The following is a 13356-nucleotide window of genomic DNA, read 5'->3' as shown; positions in this document are numbered from 1 at the left end:
AGTCTTGTGCTTAACGTGCGTTATCCAGCCATATTATTGGAATGGAGATCTCAGGATCAACGTCTGGCGTTGCTTGCCCGGTTTCAGATGCTACTCTGCGGTTTTTACACATGCAGGAGGCTAACTGTGATTCGCTTTGCCATTGTGGGAACCAACTGGATTACGCGTCAGTTTATTGATGCCGCACATGAAACCGGCCACATGACACTCTGTGCCGTCTATTCGCGCAGCCCAGAGCAGGCGGAGGCATTCCGTCATGACTATCCCTGCGACCATCTCTTTACGTCGCTGGAGGCCATGGCCGCCAGTCCTGACATCGACGCCGTGTATATCGCCAGCCCCAACGCACTGCATTGTCAGCAGGCCATGCTGTTTATGTCACAGGGCAAACACGTCATTTGCGAAAAGCCGCTGGCCTCCAATCTGCAAGAGGTTGAGGCGATGATCGCCTGCGCCTTTAGTCATCAGGTGGTGCTGTTCGAAGCCTTTAAAACCGCCAGCTTACCGAACTTTATTCAACTGCAACAGGGGCTGCCAAAGCTTGGCACACTCCGCAAAGCGCTGCTGAACTATTGCCAGTACTCCTCTCGTTATCCCCGTTACCTCAACGGCGAGCATCCCAACACCTTCGATCCCCGCTGGTCAAACGGGTCCATTATGGATATTGGCTACTATTGTCTGGCGACGGCCGTCACGCTGTGGGGCGAACCCCAGCAGGTTTTTGCCTCTGCCAGCCTGCTGGAAAGCGGCGTCGATGCGCACGGCACGGTGATCCTGAATTATGGTCAGTTTGATGTCACTATTTTGCATTCCAAGGTGAGTGACGCCATGCTGGACAGTGAAATCCAGGGCGAAGCCGGATCGCTGGTGGTTAACCGGATCGCCGAGTGCCAGTCAGTGACCTTTATTCCGCGTGAAGGGGATAAACAGAATCTAAGCCAGCCGCAGCATATCAACACGATGCTGTATGAAGCGCAGACCTTTGTGCGGCTGGTTGAACAGCGTCACGTCAGTCATCCGGCACTGGAGATTTCCCGCAGCGTCGCCAGATTACTGACCGAGATTCGACGCCAGACGGGCGTTGTTTTCCCGGCCGATCGGCCCTGAATGTAAATATTTCAAAATATGACATTCATCGATTGATTCCTGACCAACAGGCACGTAACTTACCCGCTTGCAAAGGGGAGTAACTTGTAAGCTGATTGATCGTCACTACGTTGCGCACGCATCCGGTCATCAGGCAACCCAGAATCGATTCCTGAGTTGTAAGTGAGACCTTGCCGGAAGGCGAGGTTTGCTTACACTGAATAAGCGGCTGACGTCTTCTGACTTCAGCCGTTTTTTTATTTTTAGACAGGATACGATGATGCAAACTGTAGGTACGCCACTCCTCTGGGGCAGTTTTGCGGTTGTAGTGCTTATCATGCTGGCGATTGACCTGTTCTTACAGGGCCGTCGCGGTTCGCAAACCATGACCTTTAAACAGGCTGCCGTCTGGTCACTGATTTGGGTGTCCGTCTCGCTCCTGTTCAGCGCCGCGTTTTGGTGGTATCTGGAAGGCACCGCCGGACGAGAAGTGGCCACCAGCCAAACCCTGGCCTTTCTGACCGGCTACGTGCTGGAAAAATCCCTTGCGGTCGATAACGTCTTTGTCTGGCTGATGCTGTTCAGCTACTTCTCTGTTCCTGCCAACCTGCAACGGCGCGTGCTGATTTACGGTGTGTTGGGCGCTATCGTGCTGCGTACCATCATGATCTTCGCGGGTAGCTGGCTGGTCACGCAGTTTAGCTGGGTCCTGTATATCTTCGGTGCCTTCCTGCTGTTTACCGGTATCAAAATGGCGATGGCAAAAGAGGATGATGCGGCGGTGGGCGACAAACCGGTGGTGCGCTGGCTGCGTAAACATCTACGCATGACCGACACGCTGGAAGGGGAGAAATTCTTTACCCGTAAGAACGGCGTGCTGTTTGCAACACCGCTGCTGCTGGTGCTGATCATGGTCGAATTAAGTGATGTGATCTTTGCCGTAGACAGTATCCCGGCAATCTTTGCCGTCACCACCGATCCCTTTATCGTTCTGACCTCGAACCTGTTTGCGATTCTGGGTCTGCGCGCCATGTATTTCCTGCTGTCTAACGTGGCGGAACGCTTCTCGATGCTGAAATATGGCCTGGCGCTCGTATTGGTGTTTATCGGTATCAAGATGCTGATTGTCGATATTTACCATATTCCGGTAGCGATATCCCTGGGCGTGGTGGGCGTGATTCTTGGCTCCACCCTGGTGATCAATGCCTGGGTGAATCACAAGAACGATAAGAAGCGGCTCAACCAGTAATAGTGCATCCCCGCCCGCAAAGGCGGGGATGTTTCTCCGTCCGCGACAAAAAGTGGATAACCAGAATGCTTCGCCACCTGTCACCGCGTTTCCAGCAGAATGAAGTCAGTGTTAACGCGCTGTCGTTCTCTTTAATCGCGGCGGTGTAAGGTGTGACTGAAGGCGGTTACGGCCCGGATGAAGGCTGCGCTTCTGGGGTGATGAACCTGTGCCGAAACGTTAAAGGCCGTGGCTACGGGCAGGTTTATGCGTCGCAATGACGGATTGAATCGCCGGGAACGAAAGAGTGGGAAAACGCTTTTGGCCGGATGATGTAGCCTCTGTTCTGGAGCCTGCTCAGCACTTCGCTCACGCCGTATTCAGCCATTTCTTTGACCGGATAAATAACGCTCTCAATTTGCGGGCCGAGATATTGGGTCAGTCCAAAGCTATCGAACGCGATAACCGACATAGTGTCGGGCACACTTCTTCCCAGCGTTTTTAATGCTCTCAAACCGCCGGCACAGGACCGCTCACCACAGTAAACAAGGGCGGTAATCTCAGGATGCCGCGTGACCAGTTCAAGCGTGGCCTGCTCGCCAAAGGCCTGATCGTAGCTACCGGACAGAACATAGCGGGTATCCCATGACGGATTGACCGTGCGTATCGCATCGGCACAGCCCTTTACGCGAGCGATGGCACTGCGACGCGATTCTGGCCCCCCGACGACGGCAATATAACGGTGTCCGGCAGTAATCAGCTTTTGTGTTGCTTCAAACGCGGCGTCGTAGTGCCCAAACGACACGCCCGCGATGACCGAGGTTTCCGCAGCATCAAGAAGTGCAACGGGTTTGTCCTGGGTGTAATGCGTTATTTTGTCGTCGGGCAGATGGCGAATATAAAGCAGGAAACCATCACAGTTAATCTCATTAAGCTTGCGTAATGCGTTCTCTTCTTCTGTGGCATCCGCACTTTCTAACACCATCAGCATCTTACCGTTGGCATTCACCTGCTTGTGCACCGCACTCATCACTGAACCAAAAAAACCAGAGATGTTATCTGGCACCAGCATCCCTATCACCCCGCTACTTTTGCTAACCAGGGAGCGGGCGCTCAAATTTGGCGTATAGCTCAGCGTCCTGATTGCATTTTCCACACGAACGCGGGTTTCTTCTTTTACTTTTTCAGGCTCATTCAGAACCCGGGTAACCGTAACCCGGGAGACATTCGCAAGTCTTGCAACATCAACTATCGTGCTCATGGTGATCCACTATGAATAAAGCAGTAATGGTGAAGAAACCCGGGTTCATCGTACGGAGAATCAGGACTTATTTCTATACATTTCAATCATTTCTTTAATCAGTTCATTCGCCAGCATGGCCGTCATTAAATGGTCTTGCGCATGAACCATGACCAGCGTAACAGGGACTTTCCCTTCGCCCTCATCTAATCCAATTAATTGGGTTTGTATAGCGTGTGCCCGTCCCGCTGCCTCTTTTGAACGCATCAGCGCGGCGTCGCACGCCTGCCATTCATGACGTTTTGCATGCTGTAACGCCATCATCGCTTCGCTCTTACTTTCTCCGGCGTTCGTAATGATTTCCATAACGACCAGTTCAATATTCATTTTTAATTATCCCAGGTGGTATTAACACGTCGTTTCAGTTTCCTGAGCGAGTAACTGTTTTTCATAGGCTTTGAAAAACGGTAACCAGATCAGGCATGAAATCGCAAAATTAGTCAGCACAAGTATGATCGGCCCGACAGCCCATCCGGCGGCCCAGGGGGCACCTAATAAAGCCGGTGTGGTCCAGGGAACGATAGATATCGGTTTATCCACAAATCCCGACGCCAGCGCAAACCATGCCACAGTGGCATTGATAAGTGGGGCACCGACAAACGGAATCAGCATGACGGGATTCATAATAATCGGCGAACCAAATATCACCGGTTCGTTAATGTTAAAAAAGGAGGGCACAATACTTAGCTTGCCGATAGAACGTAAATGTGAAGAACGGCTGCGGATATACATCATGACCAGTGCCAGCGTTGAACCACATCCGCCGATAACGATGTAAAACCGCCAGAACGGATCGACAAAGCTGTTTGGCAGTGCCTGCCCCATTTCAAGCGCCAGTTGATTGGCGGCGATATTTGCCAGCCAAAAAGGTTGCAATAAATTTGTGACAATAGCTGCACCATGAATCCCACAAAACCACAGCAGATGCGAGAGCAATACACAAATCAGAACAGCGGTCAGGCTGTCTGAGGCGGTGACCAGGGGTTTAAAAACCGCCATGATAAGCTCGGGCAATAACATGCCGGAAACGTGTTGCAGCAGAAGTGAAAGCGGATAAAGGGTCGCGATCATAATCAACACGGGAACCAGCAGTTCGAACGACTGTGCTATTTTTTCTGGTACCTGCTCCGGCAAGCGAATAGTGAAATTTTTCGCTTTCAGGAGTCGCATTAACTCGATGGAATAGATTGAGGTTAATAGCGCCGTAAAGATACCCGTTCCGCCCATATACATGGCGGGAATATTTCCGTTAGTGAAAGGTGCAGCGACAATCAGAAATGAACACAATGAAAGTAGCCCGCCCATTAATGGACTGAGTTTATAGCCCTGTGCCAGGTTATAGCCAATCCCCACGGCGACATAGATCGTCATGATGCCCATCGTCATGCGAAAAGGCAGCATGATCGCTTCTTTATGGTTGGTGGCAAATTCCAGCCACATTTGCCCGAAAGCAAAGGTCGTGTCCCGGGAAAAAGGCGGAAAGGCCAGTATCATCAGAAAGCTGCCCACAATCATAAATGGCATGGCAGAGATAAACCCATCACGCACGGCCAGCACGTGGCGCTGCCCACCGATTTTACCTGCGACAGGTGCTATCTTCTTTTCAATCATAGAAATAATAACATCATACATTTTCATGAGTTACTTCCTCATATTGGCGTACGTTTAGCCAAGTAATTCGAGCGCAAACTTTAATACGTTGTCACCCTTCATCATTCCGTAATCCATTGGATTAATAGCTTCTACTTTTTTATTTTTTTCGGCGGCTATTTTCCTGAATTCCTCAAGTTTATATCGCACCTGAGGCCCCAACAGGCACAGATCATAGGTTTCAATGCTTTCGTTAAATTTCTCCAGTGGAAAGGCCTCGATTTCAATATCGATGTTTTGCTCAGCGGCAGACGCCTTCATTTTTTTTACGAGCATAGAGGTGCTCATGCCCGCATTGCAGCAAAGAAAGATTCTTTTCATTTTATTCATCCTGATGGTTAATTATTTAAATTTATATTGTTGGAAATTTGATAAATAGTTTTTATCGAGTTCAACGCCCAAGCCGGGATTCATCTCTTCAACGACAAAGTGACCGTCTTTAACGTTATGTTCAAGCGCCTCCTGGACAACCCGATAACGTTCATCCTGCCAGTAAGGAAACCATTCCTGAATTTGAACATTGGTGGTACAGATATCAAATTGCACACAGGCAGACGTTAAAACTGGGCCAGAAGCATTATGTGGCTGGATGGCAATTTGATAGGTTTCTGCAAAGGCAGCGATTTTTTTCATTTCGGTAAAACCGCCTGCCAGTCCCATATCGGGCTGAATCAGTTCGAAGATACGGTTTTCAATGAAAGGCGCAAAATCATAACGGGTATATAAACGCTCACCGCCGGCCAGAGGAATATCCACCTTCAGTTTGACTTCAGCTGAGGCGTTTATCAGCAGCGTATCGGTCGGTTCTTCGTAAAAATAAGGAGAGAACGCTTCCAGTTGTTTCCCCCATTTAACCGCGTCGGACACATTCAGGCAGCCATGAAGATCGAGCATGATATCAATGTCATCGCCAACGGCTTCACGCACCGCTTTAACCCTTGCGATGGCCATATTTCCCCATGCTTTGCTGACGGGACGATCGGGCGTAGACTTTTCTCCCGTTGGCGACATTTTAAAGGGATCAAATTTCAGCCCTTTATAGCCCTCGTTTACCACCCGCAGCGCCCGTTCAGCGAACTCTTCTGGTCGCCAGGCATCGAAATACCAGTGGTTTGCATAGAGCGGAATCCTGTCACGGCATTTCCCCCCCAACAGTTGGTAAACCGGCAGATTAAGTGCCTTACCTTTGATATCCCACAGGGCGATATCGATTGCACTCATCGCGCCATATATCGCCAGCGATCGGCCGCGCGCCCAGTAGGACTTATCAAAACACTGTTGGAAAATCAGTTCTGAATCAAAAGGCGAGCGGCCTGTAAGGTAAGTCTTTGTCAGCGACTCAAGCACGGGAATAACGGACTTGGCACCGACGCCGTAGCTCATCGCGACTTCGCCGATACCGGAAATCCCTTCGTCCGTTTCAATCTCCACGATAATCAGGTTATGACCCGGTTGCCGGGCGCGAAGATCGACGTCATAAACGTTTAAACCGGTTATTTTCATATTATCCTCCCTGTTTTTCATTATGTGCACGTGCACATCATTAATCAACCAGCAGTCTGCGATCGAGATCTCACAATAAGAAGAAATGTGCACGTGCACACTCAGCAGGATGAAACCCCTTTCGGCTGTAAAATTCGTCGCCGTTAAAAAGACGAGTCGGGTGAGTGCCTGCCGTTAATTTTGCGAGTGAAGCCCGCTAAACCGGACAGCCAGAATCTACAGGAGAAAAGTGATCAGGCAGGTTCGTAGATTGTGCCGCTTAGCGTGGGTGGCTTTCAGGCATCTCTCTTATGGGATGCACGAAGACGGCGTTAGTGACCCGTTGCGGGTGAGGAGAAAAACGTATTGAAGTCTGTTTAGCGGCCTAACGCTATGGATGACCAGCTATTACAGGATCTGAGGCCCAGGCAGCCTGCTATACGAAATCCATGCGGCCCAGTTCGCCGTAACCAGATGTCAGTCGGCGCGGTTGCGTCATAAAACTAAGGGCGGCGGCCATGCCGCCCTTCCGTTTACAGCGTCACGCCGCTTTTAAAAATAGCCAGCTCACGAAAATCATTTTTTTCATTGTTGGTTAACTGCCCGTTGGCAATCGCCACAATGGTGTCAACAAAGTCGGCTAAGAGCGCGTCCATGCTCATGCCATCAAGCAGTCTTCCGGCGTTAAAATCAATCCAGTGTGGTTTCTTTTCAGCCAGCGGCGTGTTGGTGGCCAGCTTGACCGTGGGGACAAATCCGCCGTACGGCGTGCCGCGCCCGGTGCTGAACAGCACCATATGACAGCCCGCCCCCGCCAGCGCACTGGTCGCCACCGCATCGTTCCCCGGCGCGCTCAACAGGTTAAGGCCCGGTGCGGTGAGACGTTCGCCATACTTGAGTACGTCCACGACCTGACTTTGCCCCGCTTTTTGTGTACAGCCGAGTGACTTCTCTTCCAGCGTGGTAATACCGCCTGCTTTATTACCCGGTGACGGGTTTTCGTAGATGGGCTGATGATGATCGATAAAGTACTGTTTGAAGTCGTTAATCATCGACACGGTTTTGTCGAAGGTGGCCCGATCCCGGCAACGGCCCATCAGAATACGTTCGGCACCAAACATTTCAGGCACTTCCGTCAGCACCGTTGTCCCGCCGTTGGCGATCATCTGATCGGAAAAGCGGCCCAGCAGCGGATTGGCCGTAATGCCCGAAAATCCATCAGAGCCGCCACATTCCAGACCGAACTTAAGCTCGCTGAGTGTGCCCGGTGAACGGCGGTCGTGACGCATTTTTTTATAGAGCGCATGCAGCCGCTCCAGTCCGGCTTCGACTTCATCGTCATGCTGCTGGCACACCATAAACTCAACGCGATCGCTTTCAAATGCGCCCAGGGTTTCACGAAACACATCCACCTGATTGTTCTCGCAGCCCAGGCCTATCACTAATACCGCGCCCGCATTCGGATGGCGAACCATGTTTTGTAGCATGGTGCGGGTGTTGTCATGATCCTGCCCTAACTGCGAACAGCCAAAGGTGTGACTAAACAGAAAAGCGCCGTCTGTACCGGCTGCATCCTGCGTCTCCTTCAGAAAGCGCTGTAAAATCTGTCGCGCAATCCCGTTTACGCAGCCTACGGTCGGTAAAATCCACAGCTCGTTGCGGATGCCGACCTCACCATTGGCACGGCGGTAAAGCTGCACCTCACGGTCGCCCGGCTGGGTGGTTAAAGCCATCTGCTCAGGCACATAGTCGTAGTGATCAAGGTCACTGAGATTGGTGCGGGCATTGTGGGAATGAATCAGCTCCCCTGCCCCAACGGCCTGAGTCGCATGCGCAATCGGCAACCCATATTTTATGATCAACTCGTCCTTGCCGATGGCGCGCAAGGCAAACTTGTGCCCCCGTCCCACGTCCTGAAGCAACGTGACGGGCTGGGCGGCGAGTTCAATCGTGGTGTCGGCTTCCATATCATGCAACGCCACGGCAACATTGTCCTGCGGATGAATTTTTATGGCGTCTTGCATGGTTATCTCCGTTGGCTCAGCGCGTCACGTATACCGTGCGCGAGGATGCGTTGCAGGTGCTGGCTGACCGTTTCGGCCAGGCCGGGTTGCTGTGTTAAATCTTGTCCCCAGTGCTGAGCATCACTTAATACGCGACTGACCAACGCTAAAGGAGAGATCTGCTCTGCCGCCACGGCGGCCCAGCCCTCTGAGTAGCGTTCCAGCCAGTGCGGCTCATCCTGCAGAGGCCAGCTTTTATCCGCCGATTCCCCGCGATAAAACGCAATCAGGGCTGCCAGCGCAAACGTCAGGTGCTGTGGCCACTGCCCTGTTTTCGCATGCGACATCAGTAAAGGTTGCAACAAACGTGTACGGAACTTGGTCATGCTGTTCAGGGCGATGGAAAGCAGTGCATGGCGAATAAACGGATTGCGGAAGCGGCGCAACACCGCGTCGGCAAAAGCGTTGAGCTCATCGGCTGGCAGATCCAACGTGGGAATAATCTCTTTGCGCAGCAGCGCATCGACATAAGCAGAGATTTGCTCATCGTCCATCGCCTCTCCTACGCTCTCAAGCCCCGCAAGACAGGCGACCGGCACCATCGCGGTGTGGGCACCGTTCAGAATGGCCACCTTTTGGGCTTTGTACGGGGCGATATCGTTAACGTGGCGGACATGTGGCGTCAGTGCGGCAAGCTTCAGTTCGTCAAACAGCGCCATGGGTCCCTGAAGCACAAACTGGTAATAGACTTCCCCGGCCACCAGAAAACGGTCCTGGTACCCCAGTTGATCTTCAAGCGCGGCGCTGTCGGACGGAAAGCCGGTCACAATCCGATCCACCAGCGTGTTATAGAACGCACAGCACGTATCAACCCAGCGTTGAAACGCCTGGGGCAGTTGCCAGAGATCGGCATAGCGCAGCACCAGAGTGCGCAGCATATCGCCATTGTGATCGACCAACTCACAAGGCACGATGAGCCAGCCTTTCTCTTTATTCCCTTCGAAATGCTGGTAACGCGCCCAAAGCAGTTGCGTCAGCTTGCCCGGAAAGCTGGATGCAGGCCGATCGCTTAATCGATCGGTTTCGGTAAACGTGATGCCGGCTTCGGTGGTATTGGAGAACACAAACCGCATGTCGGGCTGACGTGCCAGCGCCATAAAATCGTCAAACTGCTGGTAAGGCTGAATCTCACGGTTCAGGCTGCGGATCAGGCGGCTTTCGCTCACCTGTTCCCCCTGTGCGTTCAGCCCGCGAATCAGCGTGGTATACAGACCGTCCTGCTGATTCAGATTGTCGCTGACGTCGCGATTACGCGGCCTGACCACCACCACACCGGCGTCTGTGCCCTGATGTTCATTGAGCCAGTCAAGTTGCCAGTCGATAAAGGCACGCAGAAAGTTACCTTCACCGAACTGAATCACGCGATCGTGGTAGACCGCGCCGGGAAAGTCGTGGCGGTTCAGCCGCTTCATGGTCAGGCTCCCAGCTCAATGCCAAAATAGTCACGGGCATTGTTGAAGCAAATGTTTTGTACCATCTGGCCCAACAGCGCTTCATCTGCAGGCGCTTCGCCCTGTTCGACCCAGCGGCCAATCATCTGGCACAGCAACCGACGGAAATATTCATGACGGGTATAAGAAAGGAAGCTGCGGCTGTCGGTTAACATCCCGACGAAGCGGCTCAGCAGGCCAATTTGCGCCAGCTGTGTCATCTGGCGCTGCATGCCATCCAGTTGATCGTTAAACCACCAGGCGGAACCGAACTGCATTTTCCCTGCCTGGCCCTCGCCCTGGAAATTTCCGGCCATGGTTGCCAGCACTTCATTATCCCGCGGATTCAGACAGTAGAGGACAGTTTTAGGCAAGGCGTTATTGAGGTTTTGCGCGCCAAGTAAGCGGGCCAGAGGTTCGGCAACAGGCTGATCGTTGATGGAGTCAAAGCCCACATCTGCGCCCAGCAGTTGGAACTGGCGTTGGTTGGTATTGCGCAACGCTCCAATATGGTACTGCTGCACCCATCCACGACGAGCGTATTCCCCGCCAAGCCATACCAGCACTGCGGTTTTAAACTGGGCGATAGCCTGCGCATCCGGCTTTGCGCCGCCGCGACGATGCGCCAGAATGCTGTCCAGCGTGGTTTCATCCGCATCGGCATAACACACCACATCCAGCGCATGGTCGGAAATTTTGCAGCCGTGTGCCGCAAAGTGATCCAGACGTTTGCTCAGCGCCTGACGTAAATCATCAAAGCGCTGCACGCTGATATCGGTCAGGCTTTCCAGTTTTTCAATCCACGGCAGGAAGGTGTCGGCTTCGATATTAAAGGCTTTATCCGGACGCCAGCTTGGCAGCACCTTCACCTTGAAGCTGCTGTCTTCCGCCAGCACACGGTGATGTGTCAGATCGTCCAGCGGATCGTCGGTGGTGCCGACCATCTTAACGTTCATCTGCTGCATGATGCCGCGCGCAGTGAAATCGTCCTGCGCCAGTAAATCGTTGCAGCGCTGCCAGATCTCATCGGCCGTTTTTTCGGACAGCAGCACGCCGGTAATGCCAAAGGGACGACGTAATTCCAGATGCGTCCAGTGATAAAGCGGATTGCCGATGGTTTGCGGTACCGTTCGCGCCCAGGCATTGAATTTATCCCGATCGCTGGCGTCGCCGGTGCACAGCGCCTCTGCCACACCGTTAGCCCGCATCGCCCGCCACTTATAGTGATCGCCTTTCAGCCAGATATCGTAAAGGTTGGCAAAACGATAGTTTTCAGCAATCTGCTGCGGCGGTAAATGGCAGTGATAATCGTAGACGGGCTGATCTTTGGCGTAGCCGTGATAAAGACGACGGGCGAACTCAGTGTCCAGCAAAAAATCTTCGGTCATGAAACGCGACATACAAAGCTTCCTTATGGGATTACCCCTGAATGACTCAAAGTTATCATACCAATTTTGGCTGACTGCAGGTTTTTTTACGACTCAGGTCACATTTAAGCAAGATGATCACATCTCATATGGACCTTATTGTCGCCTGCAGCGCGCTAACTGGCTGTGATCTCATCTGTTTGCAGTATCCCACAAGCTATTGCGGGTTTTTGTGATGGCTTTCAACTTTTAAAGTTGTATAACAAGTTAGGCTCTCGCTTTACCGCAAGGTAACAAATTTCTTACACAAGGCAAGGCAGATAACGGTCGCTGGTGCAGGACCGGCGGGCGTGAGCAGAGCTGTATCACGAGATGTCCCGCTCCAGATAACAACAGCGGTAAGACCGCACAAACAACTGGAAGAGGTACAGAATGCGTAAGATCAAAGGATTACGCTGGTATATGATTGGCCTGGTCACGCTCGGAACGGTGCTCGGCTATCTGACGCGTAACACGATTGCCGTGGCAGCGCCAACGCTACAAACAGAACTGCATATCACCACCCAGCAGTACTCCTATATTGTGGCGGCGTACTCTGCCTGCTACACCGTAATGCAGCCTGTAGCGGGTTATGTTCTTGATTTATTAGGTACCAAAGTGGGCTACGCGGTATTTGCTGTACTGTGGGCGATTTTTTGCGCCGCGACAGCGCTGGCGGGAAGCTGGGGCGGTCTGGCGTTGGCACGCGGTGCAGTGGGTGCCGCAGAAGCGGCGATGATCCCTGCCGGACTCAAAGCCAGTAGCGAGTGGTTCCCCGCTAAAGAGCGCTCCGTGGCGGTAGGCTACTTTAACGTCGGCTCGTCAATCGGTGCCATGCTGGCGCCTCCCCTGGTGGTCTGGGCGATTGTCGCGCATAGCTGGCAGATGGCGTTCATTATCTCGGGCGTGCTGAGCATGATTTGGGCGCTCTGCTGGCTGGTGTTTTATAAACATCCTAAACAGCAGAAAAAGCTGAGTGAAGAAGAGCGTCACTACATCATCTCCGGTCAGGAGCTTCAGCATCAGACCGGCAACAGCACCAAAATGTCGGCACTGCAGATTCTGCGTAATCGCCAGTTCTGGGGGATCGCCCTGCCACGTTTCCTGGCAGAACCCGCATGGGGCACCTTTAACGCCTGGATTCCGCTTTTTATGTTTAAGGTTTATGGTTTCAACCTTAAAGAGATCGCGCTTTTTGCCTGGATGCCGATGCTGTTCGCTGACTTTGGTTGTATCCTGGGCGGCTACCTGCCACCGCTGTTTCAGCGCTGGTTTGGGGTTAACCTGATTGTGTCACGCAAAATGGTGGTCACCATGGGTGCCGTTTTGATGATAGGTCCAGGCACCATCGGTTTATTTACCAGCCCTTATATTGCTATCGCGCTGCTGTGCGTCGGCGGCTTTGCCCACCAGGCGCTGTCTGGTGCGCTGATTACCCTGTCTTCCGATGTGTTTGGCCGTAACGAAGTTGCCACCGCCAACGGCCTGACCGGCATGGCAGCCTGGACAGCCAGTACCCTGTTTGCGCTGGTCGTCGGTGCGTTGGCCGATACATTAGGCTTTAGCCCCCTGTTTGCCGCGCTGGCCGTGTTCGATTTACTGGGCGCCATCGTCATCTGGACAGTGTTAAAAAATCAGCCCATATCTGAACTTCAGACACCACCTTCTCCTTCTGCGGCTGCGACGGTACGTAGCTAATCCTGCGGGCTGG

11 protein-coding genes are annotated in these 13356 nt (G+C 52.6%); 3 read left to right on the top strand and 8 right to left on the bottom strand.

Going from position 1 to position 13356, the window contains the following annotated elements; translation table 11 throughout:
- Nucleotides 1-126: 126 nt before the first annotated feature.
- Both QNH99_RS03120 and QNH99_RS03115 read left to right on the top strand, forming a co-directional pair.
- Entirely contained in the window at nucleotides 127-1107 is a 981-nt protein-coding gene (locus QNH99_RS03120; protein ID WP_256853498.1) for a Gfo/Idh/MocA family protein, read from the top strand.
- A gap of 259 nt (nucleotides 1108-1366) precedes the next feature.
- Entirely contained in the window at nucleotides 1367-2335 is a 969-nt protein-coding gene (locus QNH99_RS03115; protein ID WP_063877335.1) for a TerC family protein, read from the top strand.
- A gap of 244 nt (nucleotides 2336-2579) precedes the next feature.
- Here the strand turns inward: QNH99_RS03115 and QNH99_RS03110 are convergent, their stop codons facing one another.
- The 8 genes from QNH99_RS03110 to uxaC all read right to left on the bottom strand — a co-directional run bounded on the left by QNH99_RS03110 (nucleotide 2580) and on the right by uxaC (nucleotide 11639).
- A complete protein-coding gene (locus QNH99_RS03110; protein ID WP_241568239.1) occupies nucleotides 2580-3575 on the bottom strand; it encodes a LacI family DNA-binding transcriptional regulator in 996 nt (331 codons plus the stop codon).
- Between the two features lie 60 nt (nucleotides 3576-3635).
- Nucleotides 3636-3941 carry a PTS lactose/cellobiose transporter subunit IIA gene (locus tag QNH99_RS03105; protein ID WP_063877337.1) on the bottom strand — a complete coding sequence of 102 codons (306 nt, stop codon included), beginning with the start codon at nucleotides 3939-3941 and terminating at the stop codon, nucleotides 3636-3638.
- Nucleotides 3942-3962: 21 nt separating this feature from the next.
- Complete coding sequence (locus QNH99_RS03100; protein WP_063877338.1) at nucleotides 3963-5252, bottom strand: PTS sugar transporter subunit IIC; 1290 nt, start codon at nucleotides 5250-5252, stop codon at nucleotides 3963-3965.
- A gap of 27 nt (nucleotides 5253-5279) precedes the next feature.
- On the bottom strand, nucleotides 5280-5585 hold the full coding sequence (locus tag QNH99_RS03095; protein WP_096011212.1) for a PTS sugar transporter subunit IIB: 306 nt from the start codon (nucleotides 5583-5585) through the stop codon (nucleotides 5280-5282).
- 21 nt (nucleotides 5586-5606) lie between these two features.
- Nucleotides 5607-6767 (bottom strand): mandelate racemase/muconate lactonizing enzyme family protein, encoded by a 1161-nt coding sequence (locus tag QNH99_RS03090; RefSeq protein WP_283355869.1) that lies wholly within the window; start codon nucleotides 6765-6767, stop codon nucleotides 5607-5609.
- 512 nt (nucleotides 6768-7279) lie between these two features.
- Entirely contained in the window at nucleotides 7280-8770 is a 1491-nt protein-coding gene (locus QNH99_RS03085) for a UxaA family hydrolase (protein ID WP_283355868.1), read from the bottom strand.
- A 2-nt stretch (nucleotides 8771-8772) separates the two neighbouring features.
- Complete coding sequence (locus tag QNH99_RS03080; protein ID WP_283355867.1) at nucleotides 8773-10221, bottom strand: tagaturonate reductase; 1449 nt, start codon at nucleotides 10219-10221, stop codon at nucleotides 8773-8775.
- Nucleotides 10222-10223: 2 nt separating this feature from the next.
- Nucleotides 10224-11639: a glucuronate isomerase gene (uxaC, locus tag QNH99_RS03075; protein WP_096011215.1), complete on the bottom strand. Its 1416-nt coding sequence runs from the start codon at nucleotides 11637-11639 to the stop codon at nucleotides 10224-10226.
- Nucleotides 11640-12038: 399 nt separating this feature from the next.
- Here uxaC and QNH99_RS03070 point away from each other — a divergent pair, with 399 nt between their 5' ends.
- A complete protein-coding gene (locus tag QNH99_RS03070) occupies nucleotides 12039-13343 on the top strand; it encodes an MFS transporter (RefSeq protein WP_063877344.1) in 1305 nt (434 codons plus the stop codon).
- The last annotated feature ends 13 nt before the right edge of the window (nucleotides 13344-13356 follow it).

The sequence above is a fragment of the Pantoea allii genome (genome assembly GCF_046529425.1).
Taxonomy (GTDB): domain Bacteria; phylum Pseudomonadota; class Gammaproteobacteria; order Enterobacterales; family Enterobacteriaceae; genus Pantoea; species Pantoea allii.
This window is presented reverse-complemented; position numbering and strand designations above follow the sequence as displayed.